Annotated in this window: 20 protein-coding genes and 1 pseudogene; 12 read left to right on the forward strand and 9 right to left on the reverse strand. The window is 42.1% G+C overall.

Going from position 1 to position 16,354, the window contains the following annotated elements; all coding sequences use genetic code 11:
• Nucleotides 1-47 precede the first annotated feature (47 nt).
• Both AC51G0_RS25960 and AC51G0_RS25965 read left to right on the forward strand, forming a co-directional pair.
• Nucleotides 48-662: a fumarylacetoacetate hydrolase family protein gene (locus tag AC51G0_RS25960; RefSeq protein WP_496302458.1), complete on the forward strand. Its 615-nt coding sequence runs from the start codon at nucleotides 48-50 to the stop codon at nucleotides 660-662.
• A 73-nt stretch (nucleotides 663-735) separates the two neighbouring features.
• Nucleotides 736-951: a DUF3820 family protein gene (locus AC51G0_RS25965; RefSeq protein ID WP_496302459.1), complete on the forward strand. Its 216-nt coding sequence runs from the start codon at nucleotides 736-738 to the stop codon at nucleotides 949-951.
• Between the two features lie 70 nt (nucleotides 952-1,021).
• Here AC51G0_RS25965 and AC51G0_RS25970 read toward each other — a convergent pair whose 3' ends face one another.
• The gene (locus AC51G0_RS25970) at nucleotides 1,022-1,444 is read right to left on the reverse strand and encodes a DUF3010 family protein (RefSeq protein WP_496302460.1); all 423 of its coding nucleotides are present in this window, start codon (nucleotides 1,442-1,444) and stop codon (nucleotides 1,022-1,024) included.
• 160 nt (nucleotides 1,445-1,604) lie between these two features.
• Entirely contained in the window at nucleotides 1,605-2,114 is a 510-nt protein-coding gene (locus tag AC51G0_RS25975; protein WP_496304207.1) for a M48 family metallopeptidase, read from the reverse strand.
• Between the two features lie 241 nt (nucleotides 2,115-2,355).
• Between AC51G0_RS25975 and AC51G0_RS25980 the strand changes: the two genes are divergently transcribed.
• Together AC51G0_RS25980 and AC51G0_RS25985 are read left to right on the forward strand one after the other, a co-directional pair.
• Nucleotides 2,356-2,808: a methyltransferase family protein gene (locus AC51G0_RS25980; protein ID WP_496302461.1), complete on the forward strand. Its 453-nt coding sequence runs from the start codon at nucleotides 2,356-2,358 to the stop codon at nucleotides 2,806-2,808.
• A 204-nt stretch (nucleotides 2,809-3,012) separates the two neighbouring features.
• Entirely contained in the window at nucleotides 3,013-4,305 is a 1,293-nt protein-coding gene (locus AC51G0_RS25985) for an L-cysteine desulfidase family protein (protein WP_496302462.1), read from the forward strand.
• Nucleotides 4,306-4,413: 108 nt separating this feature from the next.
• On the opposite strand, the gene AC51G0_RS25990 is transcribed toward AC51G0_RS25985, so the two are convergent.
• From AC51G0_RS25990 to AC51G0_RS26000, 3 genes are all read right to left on the reverse strand, one after another.
• On the reverse strand, nucleotides 4,414-4,674 hold the full coding sequence (locus AC51G0_RS25990) for a Rho-binding antiterminator (RefSeq protein WP_496302463.1): 261 nt from the start codon (nucleotides 4,672-4,674) through the stop codon (nucleotides 4,414-4,416).
• A 142-nt stretch (nucleotides 4,675-4,816) separates the two neighbouring features.
• Nucleotides 4,817-5,602, reverse strand: coding sequence for a nucleotidyltransferase family protein (locus AC51G0_RS25995; RefSeq protein ID WP_496302464.1), 786 nt, complete (start codon nucleotides 5,600-5,602; stop codon nucleotides 4,817-4,819).
• A gap of 235 nt (nucleotides 5,603-5,837) precedes the next feature.
• Nucleotides 5,838-6,620, reverse strand: a complete 783-nt coding sequence (locus tag AC51G0_RS26000) for a nucleotidyltransferase family protein (RefSeq protein WP_496302465.1) — start codon at nucleotides 6,618-6,620, stop codon at nucleotides 5,838-5,840.
• 279 nt (nucleotides 6,621-6,899) lie between these two features.
• On the opposite strand from AC51G0_RS26000, the gene AC51G0_RS26005 reads away from it, so the two are divergent.
• Nucleotides 6,900-7,229 carry a hypothetical protein gene (locus AC51G0_RS26005; RefSeq protein ID WP_496302466.1) on the forward strand — a complete coding sequence of 110 codons (330 nt, stop codon included), beginning with the start codon at nucleotides 6,900-6,902 and terminating at the stop codon, nucleotides 7,227-7,229.
• Nucleotides 7,230-7,283: 54 nt separating this feature from the next.
• On the opposite strand, the gene AC51G0_RS26010 is transcribed toward AC51G0_RS26005, so the two are convergent.
• From AC51G0_RS26010 to AC51G0_RS26020, 3 genes are all read right to left on the reverse strand, one after another.
• Nucleotides 7,284-7,634: a HopJ type III effector protein gene (locus tag AC51G0_RS26010; RefSeq protein ID WP_496302467.1), complete on the reverse strand. Its 351-nt coding sequence runs from the start codon at nucleotides 7,632-7,634 to the stop codon at nucleotides 7,284-7,286.
• 149 nt (nucleotides 7,635-7,783) lie between these two features.
• Nucleotides 7,784-8,170 carry a DUF2750 domain-containing protein gene (locus AC51G0_RS26015; protein ID WP_496302468.1) on the reverse strand — a complete coding sequence of 129 codons (387 nt, stop codon included), beginning with the start codon at nucleotides 8,168-8,170 and terminating at the stop codon, nucleotides 7,784-7,786.
• 115 nt (nucleotides 8,171-8,285) lie between these two features.
• Nucleotides 8,286-9,326, reverse strand: a complete 1,041-nt coding sequence (locus AC51G0_RS26020; RefSeq protein ID WP_496302469.1) for a transporter — start codon at nucleotides 9,324-9,326, stop codon at nucleotides 8,286-8,288.
• Nucleotides 9,327-9,737: 411 nt separating this feature from the next.
• On the opposite strand from AC51G0_RS26020, the gene AC51G0_RS26025 reads away from it, so the two are divergent.
• From AC51G0_RS26025 to AC51G0_RS26050, 6 genes are all read left to right on the forward strand, one after another.
• Nucleotides 9,738-10,331: a hypothetical protein gene (locus tag AC51G0_RS26025; protein ID WP_496302470.1), complete on the forward strand. Its 594-nt coding sequence runs from the start codon at nucleotides 9,738-9,740 to the stop codon at nucleotides 10,329-10,331.
• Between the two features lie 41 nt (nucleotides 10,332-10,372).
• Complete coding sequence (locus tag AC51G0_RS26030) at nucleotides 10,373-10,705, forward strand: carbon storage regulator (protein ID WP_496302472.1); 333 nt, start codon at nucleotides 10,373-10,375, stop codon at nucleotides 10,703-10,705.
• 212 nt (nucleotides 10,706-10,917) lie between these two features.
• Nucleotides 10,918-11,490 carry a hypothetical protein gene (locus tag AC51G0_RS26035; protein WP_496302473.1) on the forward strand — a complete coding sequence of 191 codons (573 nt, stop codon included), beginning with the start codon at nucleotides 10,918-10,920 and terminating at the stop codon, nucleotides 11,488-11,490.
• 152 nt (nucleotides 11,491-11,642) lie between these two features.
• Entirely contained in the window at nucleotides 11,643-12,317 is a 675-nt protein-coding gene (locus AC51G0_RS26040) for a C39 family peptidase (RefSeq protein WP_496302474.1), read from the forward strand.
• A gap of 8 nt (nucleotides 12,318-12,325) precedes the next feature.
• On the forward strand, nucleotides 12,326-12,835 hold the full coding sequence (locus AC51G0_RS26045; protein WP_496302476.1) for a hypothetical protein: 510 nt from the start codon (nucleotides 12,326-12,328) through the stop codon (nucleotides 12,833-12,835).
• Between the two features lie 287 nt (nucleotides 12,836-13,122).
• Complete coding sequence (locus AC51G0_RS26050) at nucleotides 13,123-14,466, forward strand: sigma-54-dependent transcriptional regulator (protein WP_496302477.1); 1,344 nt, start codon at nucleotides 13,123-13,125, stop codon at nucleotides 14,464-14,466.
• Nucleotides 14,467-14,546: 80 nt separating this feature from the next.
• Here the strand turns inward: AC51G0_RS26050 and AC51G0_RS26055 are convergent, their stop codons facing one another.
• Nucleotides 14,547-14,678 carry a hypothetical protein gene (locus AC51G0_RS26055; RefSeq protein ID WP_496302478.1) on the reverse strand — a complete coding sequence of 44 codons (132 nt, stop codon included), beginning with the start codon at nucleotides 14,676-14,678 and terminating at the stop codon, nucleotides 14,547-14,549.
• A gap of 571 nt (nucleotides 14,679-15,249) precedes the next feature.
• On the opposite strand from AC51G0_RS26055, the pseudogene nrdD reads away from it, so the two are divergent.
• Nucleotides 15,250-16,107 (forward strand): annotated as a pseudogene (gene nrdD / locus AC51G0_RS26060) (anaerobic ribonucleoside-triphosphate reductase); the annotation flags it as partial.
• Between the last annotated feature and the right edge of the window lie 247 nt (nucleotides 16,108-16,354).

Here is a 16,354-nt window from a genome sequence, read left to right on the forward strand (position 1 = left end):
CTTTCATAATGTCTAAGGACGACTTAATACCGCTTAAAGGAATAAGTATGAATACGGTTAGTTTTAGGAATACCCTCATTACACCGAGCAAAATTGTCTGTATCGGCCGTAACTATGTGGCGCATGTTCATGAGCTAGGGAATGAGATCCCGGACGAGATGGTGATATTTGTTAAGCCAAATTCGGCGGTAAGTAACACCTTATCTGCTGCTCACCGGGGTGACGAACTACATTATGAAAGCGAGATAGCCTACCTGTATAAAGATGGGCGTTTTGTTGCTGCAGCTCTTGGGCTGGATTTAACGAAGAGGGGTGTTCAGAGCGAGTTGAAAAGTAAATCACTACCCTGGGAGCGAAGCAAGGCCTTTGATGGCTCGGCCGTCTTTAGCCCGTTCGTGCCAATTTCGGATGTTGGTTTGCCGTTAGGGTTGGCACTGTCGATTGATGGGGAGTTGATTCAGCAAGGTGACACGTCGTTGATGATGTATAAGCCAGAGCAGATCCTTGAGGAAATACAAACCTTTATGCAACTGGAAGATGGCGATATTGTAATGACCGGAACGCCGGCAGGCGTTGGAAAAATACGCCAGGGATCTGAATTTGTTGGCGCCCTGATCTGTGATGGGCAAGAATTAGTCCGTCAACGTTGGTTAGCTGAGTAGCTTGGCCACGGCGATGGGTTATTGCTTGAATATGATGGGGTGATCAACGATCCTTAAGGACGAGGAGAACACCATGTTTCAAAAAGAACACTTAATCAAAGTTGCTAACGTCAAGATGCCGTTTGGCAAATATAGCGGCAGGGTGCTGATAGACTTGCCTGAAGAATATTTATTGTGGTTTCAGAAAAAAGGCTTCCCGGAGGGAGAGCTGGGAATACTGATGGCGCTTACGCTTGAGTTTAAAATAGAAGGCCTTGAATCGGTGATCAGGCCGTTGAAACAGGACTAGTTTCAATCGTCGGCGTCTCGGGCAACGCATCGAGCTTTAGAAAGGGGAGAACATCCCCTTTCCCTTTGGCCTATTTGCTTAGGTAAGCATAGCCTGTCGTAAATGCTGCTTCCTGGAACTGACGCAGGCCAGTATCACGGAAGTCGATAGCCAGTGGGTTACGCTTTAGTTTTTGCTTAATGTCACTGCTTGACATGAAATCAACGTTAACACCGTCGATTAGCTGAATGGCCGCTTCTAGTTTGAAGCCTACAGCGCTACCTGCAAATTTTCCGCGTGTTTCGCGAGTACGGATAACGACGCTGTCAACTTGATAATCGTCAAGTAGCTTTTTAAATGCGAACTGGAAATCTTTCATCTCAACATTGTCGAGAGAGTCTTTCATAATGAACTTTTGAGTTCGGCACTGAGGGATGTCAAACAACCCATTGGTTTGTGTAAGAAGGCAAATCACAGCCTCGTTGCTTCTTAACTCAACAGCACAAATTTTCATGTAAACACCTAAATTTCTAATTAGCGGTATATTGTAGGCTAAAACTTTGGCCTATGTCAGATTTTTAGCAATAATCTTTTATTAACTGGCGAGTCGATGATCAATTGCTGGTTGATAACTTTCAATTTTGTCGGCACAAAGTGGCTATATCTTTTAGTTGTTAAGGATAGATTTGCCCGGTTAGCTCCTGCTGGGTCAGGAATAAGCGCATATCAAATTCGAGCTGGTGATAATCAGGTTCCATATGGCAGCACAACTGATAAAAAGCCTTGTTATGCTCTTTTTCTCTTAGGTGAGCGAGCTCATGGACGACAATCATTCGCAAAAATGGTAAGGGAGCATGCTTGAAAATCGATGAAACTCGAATTTCATGTTTAGCCTTGAGCTTATTGCCTTGCACGCGTGATACAAAAGAGTGGAGACCAAGTGCATGGTTGATGACGTGTATCTTTTTGTCGTAGATCACTTTGCTGACAGGTGCCGATTTTTTTAGGTATTGGGATTTTATCTCCTGCACAAAGTCATATAGTGCTTTTTCTGTTTTGATATCATGGCAATGGGGATACTTTTTTAGCAAAAAAGCTTCAAGTTTCTGTGAACGGATCAATGACTGTACCTGATCGGTTAATGATGCTGGGTAACCTTGAAGGTATTTAAGCTCTTGCATGATTGGTATATTCAGTAATATCGATGGTGCAGTTAATAAGTAGTGGGATTCTATAGAGCTTATAGTGGGTTGGCAAATTATTACACTGGCTGAGTTATTATTTTTAAATATCAATATTTTAACTTTCATTTTAGTTGTATAAAAAGGATATTGGCTGGAAGGATGTTCATTTCGTTGCTATTAACTGTCTATGGCTATTATACAATGAGTAACAATAAGTTTGTTTAGCGGAGGGAAGTGCAATATGTACCTGAAATTACCACCACCTGTATTGTTGCTGTTGACACTTGGCGGTATGTATTTGTTTTCAATTCACTGGCCGGTATGGCACTTTTCATTTTGGGGCCAGCCAATGGTGGCATTGCTTTTTTGTTTGTTTGGTACGCTGGTCGGCCTTGCCGGGATAGTGTCTTTTGCCAAAGCCCGGACAACGGTTAACCCGCATAATCCACATAAAGCTTCTTGTTTGGTGACCTCAGGCGTATATCGCTTCTCGCGAAACCCAATGTATTTGGGATTAGTGATGTTGTTGATAGCGGCTTTTATCTACTTATCAGCACTCTCTAGCTTGATCATGATCCCGCTGTTTATCTTCTACATGAACAACTTCCAAATTGGCCCCGAGGAAGATGTGCTCGAAGCTCTATTCGGCGAGGAGTATCGCCAGTATTGCGATCAAGTCCGTCGTTGGTGTTAAGTTATTATTTTGAGGCGGGAATATAGCCTAGAGGCTGCTGCCAATGATTGCCAGGCCAATGGGAGAAAGGTTTTCTCCCAATGACCTGTTTTATAGCAAATTAAGTAAAAACATTCCCCTCAGACAGGTGTAAATTAACCTTATAAGCAAAAGGGAAATAATCCCAGTATCCTGCACTCCACCTGTTTTCTGAAGGTAATAACAATGAAAAAGCACCTCTGGTCTGGTTTTATTGATACGGTTAAAAAAGAAGTTGTTCCGGCATTAGGGTGTACTGAGCCCGTTTCTGTTGCGCTAGCTGCGGCAATTGCGACACGCCACCTGAAAGGCAAACCAAGTCGGATTGATGCATTTGTTTCACCTAACCTGATGAAGAACGGGATGGGGGTCGGCGTACCTGGCACTGGGATGGTTGGCTTGCCGATTGCTGCTGCAGTAGGCGCTCTGGCAGGTGTACCTGACGCAGGACTTGAAGTATTAAAAGGTATTACCCCGGCAGATGTTGAGAAAGCGAAGTTGATGTTGGATCAGCAGCAGGTGAATGTAGGTGTTGCCCAAGTGTCAAATATCCTGTTTGCTAAGGTCACAGTCAGTGATGAAACTGATGAGGTAACAGTCATTATTGCTGATGGCCATACCAATGTGGTTTCTATCGATGTTAATGGCAAGGCGGTTTTTATCATTGACCCGCAGCCGGCAACAGATGTTGTTGATAACCAGCCTGAGAATATTTTCACAGAGGCCACTGCACAGGATATTTACCAGTTTGCGTTGCATGTTCCCATTGAGGATATCGAGTTTATTGTTGAGTCACTAGAGCTTAATGATGCTCTGTCGCAAGAGGGCTTGACGGGTCAGTATGGTTTGCAAATCGGAGCGACATTCCAGCGTAATGTTGAGCGAGGTCTACTGTCCGAAGGGTTACTGACTAATATTCTTTGCCGTACGTCTGCAGCTTCAGATGCCCGAATGGACGGGGCAATGAAACCTGCGATGAGTAATTCAGGTTCTGGAAACCAAGGGATAGCTGCTACGATGCCGGTAGTGGTGGTTGCTGAACATGTAAAAGCCGATGCTGAAACAACGGCACGTGCTTTGATGATGTCCCACTTGATGGCTATTTATATTAAGAGTTACCAGAATAAACTGTCGGCACTTTGCGGAGCGACAACGGCTTCCATGGGCGCCGTGGCGGGAATGACCTGGTTGCTTGGTGGCCGTTTTGATCAGATCAGTGCGGCGATTTGCAGTATGATCGGCGATATTACCGGCATCATCTGTGATGGTGCAAAAACCAGCTGTGCGATGAAAGTCTCGTCATCGGCCAGTGCCGCGGTGAAGGCCGCTCTGATGGCGCTCGATGGTATTCGGGTAACAGGCAATGAAGGCATTGTGGCAGATGATGTCGATACATCCATTCGCAACATGTCGGCATTGGCCAATGGTGCGATGACCCAGACTGATGTACAGATCCTGGATATCATGGTTCACAAGTGATCCCTTGACTTGCTGTGAGCAAAGAGCGCCTATTGGCGCTCTTTGTGGATCAGAAACGGGATGACTCTACTGCGGCAGGAAATTATCAGGTTAGTGCGTTGCTGCCGATCAGCAGTTAATGACCGAAAAGCGTGCATCGGGTGTGAGCGCAGACATACGTTCGATAAAATCCAGGCGAATCTTCGTGTACTGATATTCCGTTTTGAATACCAGCCATTCGGATTTATCCGGGTGGGTTTCAGTGGTTATGCATTTGCCTTCGACTGAACTCTCATCACGTAAATCAAGCTTTACCTGATAGTGGTAAATACAAGCCATTTCAAAACAGTCATGAAGGGCACAGTCGATAGGTTGATAACGATGGCTCATCGTCAGATCCTCCTAGCAACGTGTTCATAATAGAATAGACAACATTAAGACTGTTGTCTTAGTAATGAGCAACGTCGCAGTATTGAGATATGAATGATAAGGCCGGAAACCGGCCTTGTCGGTGCTAGCGTGTCGCTATGTGTTAGCTTGCGAGGGCCTCTGGCTGTAGATATTGCTGCCAAGCTTCTTGGTAGAGGTTTTTAGATACGGCGCGTAGTTGGGCAATTTGAGCCTGTTCAAACTCAGAGAGGGAGCGGTTTTCTTGCAAGCCTACTCGTTCGATAGTTTGAATTTGTTCATAAATTTTATGCTCTTCACCATTTTTCACGGTAGATATCGCATCCAGATGGAGCTGGACTTCAGCAATCAGCTGGCTTTCAGGTAACCGGACAAGCATTTTTAAATCACGGTAGCCTGAGTCGGTCGGTGACTTAAATCGGTTTTTGACCGCCACTACAGTGACTTCCTTATTGAGCAGCTCAAAGGCCTGAACCAGGCTAGGTATATCAGCGGCAACCAGAGAACCTCGCGCTAAATCGGTAATTTGGCGGGTGTTGCCCTGCAGCTCTGTTTCTACTTTGGCTTTCGCACGTTGTTCTGATTTAACGCCGGGCAAAATTGCCTGCGTGCTGGTGATCAGGCTTATTTCACGAATAACGGTATCTAGTTCTTGCTGCGCAAATGATGCCGCAAGATATAGCTGATCAAAGTCTGAATAGGGCTGAGCAATACCAGTATCTTTCCAGCTATCAATGCTATAGAGGCCACTCAGGCTACGCTGGAAGGATTTTTTACTGGCTTCTGAGCGATTGGAAGGTATCTCGTAGTCTGATTCTGAATAGCTTGCAATAGGGGCAGCCATAGCAGGGCCGCGACCAAGTACAAATAGAAGAACAAAGCAGGTACGAAGTACAGATTTAAGATCCATTAAACAACTCCTGTGATGCTGATTGGTACTGCCTTTCGGCTTCAGCAATATACGTAAAACGGTAATTTTCAAACCAGTGGTTTGGTAAAAGTGACGTATCAGGTTGTTGAGAGCTTCTCTTTCAGGACTGTAGAATAACAAAGTAATCTGAACTGAAGATGAACTTACTGGGAGATGGTTTTTTTATGGTTCCAGCCCGACAATAATACTGTTCGGGCTGGGTTTATTGGTTGGATTAGCTGGCAATAGCCTCTGGCTGCAGGTATTGATGCCATGCAGACTGATACATTGCAAGAGATTGGTGTCTTAGCGATCTGAGTTGGGCGACTTCGATATCATTTAATTTACGCTGCTCAGCGCTTGCCTGACGTTCTATCGTTTGAATTTGTTCATATATATCGTGCTCAGCACCATTTTTGATATCAGAAATGACCTCTAGATGTAATTGGATCTCAGCAATGTGCTGGGTTTCAGGTAGGCGTACTAGCAGCTTGAGATCACGGTAGCCTGAAGGGGCAGGGTGTTTGAAGCGGTTTTTTACTTCTAAAATGGTGACATCTTTATTCAATAGTTCAAAGGATTGCACTAGGCTTCCGATGTCACTGGAAACGAGGGAGCCGCGTGCTAAGTCTGTGAGAAGCTCTGTTTGGCCCTCAAGTTCAGTTGATATTTTATGTTGAGCCCTGGCTTTTGATTTTAGCCCGGGTAATACCGGTCGTGCCGCTGATAGCAGGCTGACTTGGTTGATCACATCTTCAAGCTCACTTTGGGCAGAGGCTGCCTGGTTGTAGAGTGTATCGAAGTCAGCATGGGGCTGGGTCAGGGTTGGAGAACGGTAACTTGGGATTGAATAAAGGCCACTAAGAGAACGCTGGAATGTTTCTTTGGAGCCCTGGGTGGGGGAGGGGTTTTCAATATCAGAATTGTTGTATTCAGTTAACGAGGCTGAAGCAACAGGGCTTCGGCCAAGCACAAACATCAGAACAAAACATGTTCTCAATAAGGATTTTGCAACCATTAAAACTCCTTGTATCACCACTATGGGAAAGTGGTTACGGCATCTTCTTATCCGCTCAGTTAAGATATCTGTCCAGGGGGCGGGTTTTCAAGGACAGTGACCGCAAAATTGATGCTTCACTTTTTCAGGTTGTGATTGGCTTCCCAAACTGGGTTAAATTCTGGTTTGGCGTCAGGCTGAGCATGTTCGATTTGTAACAAAAGAGGGTGGCATTGGCTGATACGGTACCGGAAGTGATAGACTGATGGCGTATCACGTATTAATGAGTGGGTGTTTATTGTGCAACAAGAGTTATTAATTACATTTGCCATTGTTTGGCTGGGACTGTCCGTAGGTAGTTTTATGCTCTTTCAGCGAGGTTCTGATGTTGAACGTAAGCGTAAATTGTGGCCGGTGTATACCATTTCCAGTAATGTTGTCATTGGTGCTGTGATTGTCTATATGCAACCGCCTATGCCAATGATGCTGGGTTTGCTAGCTTTTATGGTCCCTTTGACCTGGTTTACTATCCGTTCAACTAAATTCTGCGCAGCTTGCGGTAAAGCAACCCGAGCCCCATTTTTCATGAAGCCGTCAGAAAAATGCTCACATTGCCAGAAGCCACTTTAAGATTCAGCGCTGATAGCATGAGGGGCATTAGCCCTTCATGCTATGAAGCCAGCACTACTTTTCAGATAAAACCTTGCCTGTAAACTGAATACCCTGCCATCCGTACTTCATAAAATTCCGGATATTTTTGTGATCGTCACCGTCAGGATTCTGCAACACCTCCTCTCGATAGAAGCGGCCAAAACACGCTAACGTCTCAGCTTCAGAGAGTTGGTGTAACTGAGCAAAGGCGAAGATCCGGCACGATCCCTCGTTGCTACCAGCAGTATTGGCGAGAGTTTCATTTCCCAGCCCGTTGGTGAAGGCGGTAGGTGTGTAGCGATAGTGTCGATTGATAGTGTCGATCACAGCGTCAAAGCCAACTTGTTCAGGGAACTGCTTGAGGTTGTTCAGTAGCGCTTCCATGGCGGTGCATCTCCATCTAGTGATAAAGGCTGAATAATTGAGAATAGACGACAAATGACTATGTGGCAGATCCTATTCCTATGGTAAGTGAAAGGGCCGATGCAGCCCTTCCTACTATATAGCTGGTACGAGATGAACTAGCGTTGGTTTTACTTACGAGCTTGCTGCTTAAGTTCAAAATCCAGTTCATCAGGAAAAACAACTAAACCATCTTCATCCTGATTAGGGAAAATAACCACCGCCAGCTCATCATCTTCAAGGCCATGAGTCCAACGGCTGTGCCATTTGTTCAGCGAAATAGCCTCTGCTTTACACGATTCCCATTCACCAGTAGCCCATGATTCAGCAAATTCTTTGTTGGGCCATACCGGGACACAATCCTCGTCGTCTGTGTTTAACATGACGCAGCCATGTTCATCCGTCAGAATCCAGATTTGACGGTTAGAAACAACTTCTTTAACTAAGTACTTATATCGCTTTTCAGCATCATAGCCTTGAATCGTCTCAATCTGGGATGAGTCTAATGGGTTGGACATGTATTTATTCCTGTTACTGCTTATTTTAAGCGTTATAGCATAGAGGAAAATTAGACTTTAGTCATTGAAACTGAATCCCCGTATCATATGAACCGGGGATTTAGTGTGGCAAGGGCTATTTAAGCGTGTATGGTATGCGGACTGATAGCTGAAAATCAGGTGCGTCAGCGGTAATACCTGCAGTAGCACCGACGTTAATTGTCGTATCTCTGTCAATGGCATAGTTGGCACCAAATGATAGCGAGTCGAGCTGCAACAGCTTAGCATCGTTGGCCGTTGAGCCGTTGATCTTGGACTTTAGGATTGTTTTATGGCTCAAGCCGATACTGAACGAAAACTTTGGGTTCACAGCAAAACCCATCCCGGCACTAAACCCAATGGTATCGCCTAAGTCTATCGTATCGACACGGATGTTTTCGCCCTCATCGTCATCTGGTATGGTAATGTCAACTTCAACATCATCCTTAATATTCCAAATATAGCTAAAATTCATAAATATGACGGCGGGATCGATTGGCATGATCATGGTGATACCGGGTTCGATACTGGGAAAGCCCGACCCCGTCGGTAATTCTTCAAAGTCATTCAAGCTATTGATCGGTACATCATATGGCGACTTGCCCGTGGTACTCTTAAAGCGTAGGCTACCGATCCAGTACGGTGCATCTTTCATATTTATCTGATACTTGAAAGCAGCTTCTATATCGCCGATATCATTGCCATCGACAGTACGTAGCGTCGCCTGGTTTGAGCCACTGTTTAAGTCACGTTCTGAGATAGAATCAGTCCGGTATACCCATGGAATACGCGCTTCGACTTCTAATCTGTTGGTGATCCCGTAACGGCCAGTAAGTCCAAAGGTTATAGTGGTACGATCAATATCACTAGCACGGATCAACCCTACGATGAGAGAGGGCAAAACGGTGTAGCCAACCACCGAGACCGAGTTTGATGAGTTTTGAGTATAAGAAAGAGAGGTATCCAGAACGAAGGAGCCTTTAGGTGTGAGTACACCGGGTTGTTCTAGAATATCTGCAACGGTTTGGACACGTTTCGGTTTTTCACTCTTGTTCGGTGCTGCTGACTCTTCCGCTGCGACTGTTACTGAAAATAAAGCAAGAAGCGCAATGAAGCGTTTATGATTGAAAATACTCACGATTTCCTCACTTACTTAACGTATGTATGCCCCTAAGAGTTCTTTATATAGTCGTATGTTTATCCTCATACGAGCTAATAAGAAAAGCGTAGTATAGGTGAGAATGGCGTGTCACCTGAGATTCTCAAATAAGTGTCTTAGCCATGAGATAGTAGTGAGACGTTATTATTAAAAAGAACAGTGAGAATTTATCTCAAAAATAAAAATATCACATTCTAAATATGAGATTTTATATTAACTATAAGGCAATATAATTTAAAGGGATTAAAGCTGAAATCTTATTTGTAAATAGCGTTTAATTTATCAAAAATAATACAATAGTGCTAGTGGCGAAAACTATGATTAAGTTATCTCGCGAAAGCATGCGAGTGATTATAAAAAATAACAACTCAATATATTTGGAGTAGGATCATGCGTAAAACACATATCGCACTATTAGTAGCAGTTGTTAGTTCTCCAGTAGCATTAGCAAATGACCCATATGATTATAATTATGACCCGTACTATCAAGATACCAGTCCAAGCGATGAGGCTGGTAATAGCAAGACTATTACAGATTCATTTAATAAAGATATCGATAAAACGCTAACAGTAGACGTTGATAAAAATGTTCAGATCAAAGAAACATATAACGATGATAGCGACTTCATGTTACTGCATGATGTAAATAATAAGGATATTTACAAACACACCGATAACAGCACATATAGCAACAGCGAAGAAATCACTATCGATATTGAAGAGAACTACTATATGGCAACCTCTTACTTAGATGGTTCAGTAACATATAGTGAAGTTACCTACGGTGGTGCATGCTGTGATCATGGTTACGGTTACCACAACGGCTATGGCAACCCACAGATGACATTGAATGTAACTCAAAGCAATACAATGCAAGATGCCTTTACAGGTGCTTCAGGTATCAATATCGCTGGTCAAAACGCGGGTAACAACTCGTTGGTTCAGCAAAGTGCTAGTACTAATGCAATGTTAACCGGTCAATAACACATAACTGAGGGTTGTATGACAGCCCTCAGGAGGAAGTCATGAAATATTTAACACTGATAGCAGTTGCTCTTATCTCCAGTGGAGTTGTTGCAGATGAGTTGGATATTCTAGCAAACTCTGATGCTTTAAGTGATGATATGATGACTCAGTCTCGTGGTGGTCAATATGAGCTGAAGATTGATAACATTCAAGCAAATTCAGATATGTATGGCGATGTTGCAGGTAATGGGGCTTATAATAACACAACAGGTGATAATATTATTGATGCTGGTTCATTTAGTAATGCATCTGGTGTGTTAAATGTAGTCCAAAACACTGGTAACAATGTGTTAATTCAGAATGCGACCGTGGTTAACCTGACATTGAAGTAGATTGTTAGTCTATCTATGCTGACATATGAAATATATGTCAGCGACCAATAAAATCTAAATTAGAATAACATTGGGTTTCGCAGGACACAGTAACAATACTTCTTTTGTTATATGGTTATATTATTGCAAGTAGTACTACTTTATGAGCAATAACGAATATGACATAAATGCACGGATATTAAAATAAAAACTTATATTTTTGGAGTAATATCATGCGTAAAACAAATATTATGCTGATTGCAGCACTAGTGGCTTCACCATTAGCACTTGCTGATGGTTATGACAGCGGCTATGGATACGGATACGGTCATGATGGTGATATTACCATCGAAGGTAGCGGTAATTTAGATGTTACCAAAGATAAATCATTCACCTATGAAAAAGATCTTTATGTCAACAAAGAAGTTAATAAAGACAACGATGTCTTAATACTTAAAGATGTTGGGAATGTGTATAAGAATATCGAAGAATATAATCAAGTATATGAGAATTCATATGAGAAAGAACTCGATTTTGAGCTCAATAAATACCTTGCTGAATCCAAGCTATACGGTCATGTGATGGATGCTGAGGTAACGTATGGCGGAGCGTGCTGTAAAAGGAATCCTACTGATATAACAGTGGTGCAAACCAACGATATGAACCGATCATTTGGTGGTGCTTCCGGTATTAATGTTGCAGGTCAGAACGTAGGTAATAACTCGCTAGTACAACAAACATCAAGCACAAATGCAGCGCTTGTTGGCTCAGGTGGGGGCGTTGTTAGCCCTGGTGGTGATTATTAAGCTAGATAAAAGGGCCTTCATGGCCCTTTCATTAAATTTTTTTAACAACTATTTAGTTAATATTTTTGTGTTTGGCAATGATGCTATGTTTTATTTGTCTGAGAACAGACTTATAGTCGTAATACGGCCACAAAATCAAAGCGGTATAGATTATGAAAATATCGATATTGTTTACTATCGGCCTGATAGCAAGTAGTAATATTTATGCACTTGACTACTTTCCAACTAGAGGTGCATATAATGTTGAGGTAAAAACTTACCAAGAGCAGTTATTTGGTGATGTTTATCGACAGCAATACGACTTTAGTTGTGGTTCTGCTGCGGTCGCTTCTTTGATTACTTATCATTACGGCGTTGAAACATCAGAAGATACTGTTTTTAAGTATATGTTCAAGCATGGCAATAAAGAGAAAATTGAAAAGCAGGGTTTTTCAATGTTGGATATGAAAAACTACCTAATTTCTATTGGGTTAGATGCCAACGGCTATAATCTCCCACTTGAAAAATTCAGTAAGATACGAATACCTGCGATTACTATTGTCAACTTTGATGGTTATATGCACTTCGTTGTAATAAAGGGGATAAATAGTAGTCAAGTTATTCTAGGCGATCCTTCCCGCGGTACAGTCGTGATGCCAATAGAAGACTTTAAAAGCTATTATAAGGGATCTGTTTTATTGGTTAAAAATTATGCAGGAAAAGGCCGTGAGAGCTTTATAACTGCTGAAAACTATAATGTCTATATGCCATCGCCATCATCAGAAGCGATAGCAAGAGATTCACTTGCAACGTTTAGTATCACACTTCCGGGTGCAAATGATTATTAGAGGCTAGTATGAAAACATTAACTCGTATATTCGTCGCTACGACGATAGGAGGTGTCGCTATTATAGCTAATGCTTCCATTAACTTTCCTGCTATAGATGAACTTGGTTTAACGTCATTATCTGATAGCGAGATGTCTTCCATACGAGGTGGTTTTGTCTCGATAAATGATAGTATTATTAATATTGGATTGAGCGTAAGTACAGCTATTAATGGTGAGACGGTTTTCTCTACTCAAATTGCGGATCTTACTATTAATAATGGTCAGTTGGTTAGTCAGGTTGATGGGACGACAGTAGAATATGGAGATCCTCTAAAGTTTATCTCCATAGGTGATAACAATACTAATAATTTAGTTCGGAATGGGGATAGTGTAGGCTTTGTTATCCAGAACTCAGAGGATGGTACGACGATCAACACCCTGACAACGATGGATATTGAGGCAGATGTCAAGGGATATATTCAAGAGTCTATATATCGCAATCGTTTAGATAACTCTATTCTATACAATGGGTATTAGTAGGTATTAAACTGTGTTCATAGTAAAATTTTGTCATTCCAGCAGGTACAGCATAAATGCTGTACCTTTTTTGTTGTTCATAACTTTATCTATCCTAATAAGCATACTTTTTACTGTTGTTTTTGATTCTAATAAATTATTGATTAATATTGACAATTTTTGATGTTTTTTATTAGTAATATCTTTCCAAGACTATTCTTACATCTGATACCCTGCAAATCTGCCGTTTATTGCCTATATTTTTAAGACATCAATAATAATATGTACATTGAAAGAAGGTGACTTCGATGGTGGCTCAATGTCAAAATAAATCAATTAATGGTCGACTTGTTGCAATTGGATGTAACTACGAACCTTGGATTGCGCTTCTTGAACAATCTGGTTGGAAAACCCACTGCTGCTATGACCTACGGACGGCTGACTCAATCCTGGAGGAGTTCAGCCCTTGTATCTGTATTGTTGATTTAAGCAATAATGACTTTAGCTTAAATAGCATTTCTTTAAGGGCAAATAAAACCAAGCAAGTAAAATGGATTGCGATAATTAAGAAAGAGCAGTTGAAGACGGATGCTATCTGCCAGTTTATTAATAACTTCTGTGTTGACTATTTTTCTGTTCCTATTCCAGGTAGCCATCTACTTGATACGGTTGGGCACCAGTTGGGTATGCTCGATATTGAGGCAACGTCATGGGTTGAGATCACTTCGCAGCATGATATGGGGCTATTTGGGGAATCTAAGTCAGTCAAACAGCTACGAGATATGGTTCGTCGAGTTGCTTTAACTGAAGTGAATGTTTTTTTGACTGGTGAAAATGGCACAGGTAAAGAGCTGATTGCCAAATCAATTCATAATTTATCTAAACGTAAGAATGCTCCTTTCGTTACGGTGAACTGTGGCTCTCTCGCTAGAGATGATGAAAAAATATCATTTTTAGACGGTACTTATACCCAGGAAGATGGCTCCCAGTTTAATGGAACTGTTTTATTGGATAATGTTGAAGAATTATCCAAAGAACTTCAGGATGAGCTTCTGTCTTACTTACAGATCCCTGCGGGAGATTCGCTTGATGATGATCTATCGTCAGATGTGCGTATTATCGCGTCATCAAGTGCCGATCTTGAAGTGGCTGTAGCGAATGGGGAGTTTAGCAAGGAACTGTTCTATCGGTTAAATGTGTTCCATATTAAAGTGCCAACGTTGAGAGAGCGTGGCTCGGATATCTTCTTGTTGGCTGAAACTTTTTTGACCAAGTTTGCCAGAGAGTACAGCACAATGGCTGCAACATTCTCGGAAGATTCTAAGCAATTGTTGCTACGTTATAGTTGGCCTGGAAATGTCAGGGAGTTGATTAATCAAGTTAAACGCGCAGCGTTACTTGCAGAAGGTAATGAGGTACGCGCCGAACATTTTGACCTACCAAGCAAGGCAAATCTTAAACAAAGTCTGAGGAACATTAAAGACGAGGCTGAAAAGGATGTATTGGTGGCTGTACTTGAAACACATCGAGGCCAGGTGGCATCTGCAGCTAAAGACCTTGGCGTTTCACGGGCGACCATGTACCGTTTGCTGAATAAGCACAATATAGTGCCTGATGTCAGGCATTACAATAACGGCTACATACGTGAATGAGAATAAATTGTACTAAAAAAGCCCGATAAGTCGGGCTTTTTTTTGTCAATTGAGGCTAAATCTCACGATAGTAAGTAGTACTAGCTTAGTACAATGATGTCATTAGCAAGCTCGTCGTCACAATCAACAGAGAGATAAAGCGTATCAGGCTGCTCAACCATGAGCTCATCTTCGGTTGGCGCAACAAACGTATACTGGTTTAAAGCGTCCATATTCATCCTATTTTACTGCACACTATATGTGCTCTTGGTCTTTATCTATAGTGCGAACAGTACAAACATTAAATGACATTAGTATGAAAGGGAGATCAAGATCCCATCAGCAAAACTGTGTTGGCGAATATTTCACCAATTAAGTGTGGGGGGATGTGAAGCACCAGCGGGCAGATGAGTACAGTGTATTGTCTAACATTCAGTTGCATAAGAACCGAACAAGTGACTGTTGAGTGTATTATCACTTCTAGGCTAAAGGGGATCTTGTATATCGAATTTGATGAAAAAAGATGCCGTTGATTGTTCAATTTGCAAGGAGTATTTTTCTAAAAAAGTGCTCTGGAAGACAATAAATTTGTTGACAAAAAGGCTCAGAAAAAAGCTTACATTTAATTTTTTGTACTAGCTCAAATTCATCGGTTGTTCCCTGTACTGTCCTTGATAAAAACTGATTTAGATCAATGTTTGTTTTGCGGAATTCTCGCCTAATACACCACATCTTGTATTCCCTAGATCACTAAGCACTATATTTTGTGTTTATGTGACAGTGTCATTTTCGTAGGAGCCCCGTGTGAAACCTGTTGTGATTAAGCGTGATGGATGCCGATTACCGTTTAATACTAAGCGTATTAAAGAAGCGGTACTTAGCGCTGCAGAGTCAGTTGAAGCTATGGATGAAGCGTACGCAGCATCAGTAGCTGACGGTGTGCTTTCTCAGTTTATGTCTGCAGAGGAAGTGGACATTCACGCTATTCAGGACGCGGTTGAAAATCACCTGATGGTAGGTCCGCATAAGAATGTTGCTCGTGCTTATATTGAGTATCGTCATGACCGTGATATCGAGCGTGAAAAGAAAAGCGCATTGAGTGCGGAAATTTCAGGGTTGGTTGAGCAGAGCAATGCTGATCTCCTCAATGAAAATGCGAACAAAGATTCGAAAGTGATCCCGACTCAACGTGATTTGCTGGCAGGTATTGTTTCGAAGCATTATGCGAAAAACCATATGTTGCCTCGCGATATTGTTCATGCACACGAGACGGGTCAAATTCACTACCATGACTTGGACTATTCTCCATTTTTTCCAATGTTCAATTGTATGATTGTTGATTTGGAGAATATGCTTACCAAAGGTTTTCGTATGGGCAATGCGGAAATTGACACTCCTAAATCCATTCAAACCGCGACAGCCGTAACTGCACAGATTGTTGCTCAAGTGGCTAGCCACACTTACGGCGGAACAACACTAAACCGCCTAGACGAGGTGCTGGCTCCATATGTGACTGCAAGCTTTAAGAAGCACTTGAAAACAGGCATGCTTTGGGAGGTGCCTAATGCGGAAGATTACGCGAAGAAACTGACCGAGAAAGAAGTTTTTGATGCGTTCCAGTCACTTGAATACGAGATTAATACGCTATTTTCAAGCAACGGCCATTATGTAGTAAAGAACTTTATTAAACTTCTATGTGTGTGTGCGTACTACCTCTCTCAAGAAAACTTTTCACTTGCACTACAAGCCTCTAAACTAGCGGGTTCAATGACACTACAGAATTCATTTCACCTAGCTGAACTGGCTGTTTTTTCACGAGAGCACTCTCGTGAGGTTGCGAAAAAGCAAAACCTTCAAAAACAAGCCTTTCAAATTGCAGCTTAAAAACTATAACTATAAGGAGAAATGA

Source organism: Photobacterium sp. HL06, assembly GCF_059552575.1.

Excerpts from the sequence above, each read along its gene's own strand:
- AC51G0_RS26000 (WP_496302465.1), bottom strand. The coding sequence starts at position 6,620 with ATGGTTGCAAAATCCTTATTGAGAACATGTTTTGTTCTGATGTTTGTG.
- AC51G0_RS26035 (WP_496302473.1), top strand. The coding sequence starts at position 10,918 with ATGCGTAAAACAAATATTATGCTGATTGCAGCACTAGTGGCTTCACCA.
- AC51G0_RS26055 (WP_496302478.1), bottom strand. The coding sequence starts at position 14,678 with ATGGACGCTTTAAACCAGTATACGTTTGTTGCGCCAACCGAAGATGAG.
- AC51G0_RS25995 (WP_496302464.1), bottom strand. The coding sequence starts at position 5,602 with ATGGATCTTAAATCTGTACTTCGTACCTGCTTTGTTCTTCTATTTGTA.
- AC51G0_RS25980 (WP_496302461.1), top strand. The coding sequence starts at position 2,356 with ATGTACCTGAAATTACCACCACCTGTATTGTTGCTGTTGACACTTGGC.
- AC51G0_RS26030 (WP_496302472.1), top strand. The coding sequence starts at position 10,373 with ATGAAATATTTAACACTGATAGCAGTTGCTCTTATCTCCAGTGGAGTT.
- AC51G0_RS26050 (WP_496302477.1), top strand. The coding sequence starts at position 13,123 with ATGGTGGCTCAATGTCAAAATAAATCAATTAATGGTCGACTTGTTGCA.
- AC51G0_RS26010 (WP_496302467.1), bottom strand. The coding sequence starts at position 7,634 with ATGGAAGCGCTACTGAACAACCTCAAGCAGTTCCCTGAACAAGTTGGC.
- AC51G0_RS26025 (WP_496302470.1), top strand. The coding sequence starts at position 9,738 with ATGCGTAAAACACATATCGCACTATTAGTAGCAGTTGTTAGTTCTCCA.
- AC51G0_RS26045 (WP_496302476.1), top strand. The coding sequence starts at position 12,326 with ATGAAAACATTAACTCGTATATTCGTCGCTACGACGATAGGAGGTGTC.
- AC51G0_RS25965 (WP_496302459.1), top strand. The coding sequence starts at position 736 with ATGTTTCAAAAAGAACACTTAATCAAAGTTGCTAACGTCAAGATGCCG.
- AC51G0_RS26015 (WP_496302468.1), bottom strand. The coding sequence starts at position 8,170 with ATGTCCAACCCATTAGACTCATCCCAGATTGAGACGATTCAAGGCTAT.
- AC51G0_RS25970 (WP_496302460.1), bottom strand. The coding sequence starts at position 1,444 with ATGAAAATTTGTGCTGTTGAGTTAAGAAGCAACGAGGCTGTGATTTGC.
- AC51G0_RS25960 (WP_496302458.1), top strand. The coding sequence starts at position 48 with ATGAATACGGTTAGTTTTAGGAATACCCTCATTACACCGAGCAAAATT.
- AC51G0_RS25990 (WP_496302463.1), bottom strand. The coding sequence starts at position 4,674 with ATGAGCCATCGTTATCAACCTATCGACTGTGCCCTTCATGACTGTTTT.
- AC51G0_RS26040 (WP_496302474.1), top strand. The coding sequence starts at position 11,643 with ATGAAAATATCGATATTGTTTACTATCGGCCTGATAGCAAGTAGTAAT.
- AC51G0_RS25985 (WP_496302462.1), top strand. The coding sequence starts at position 3,013 with ATGAAAAAGCACCTCTGGTCTGGTTTTATTGATACGGTTAAAAAAGAA.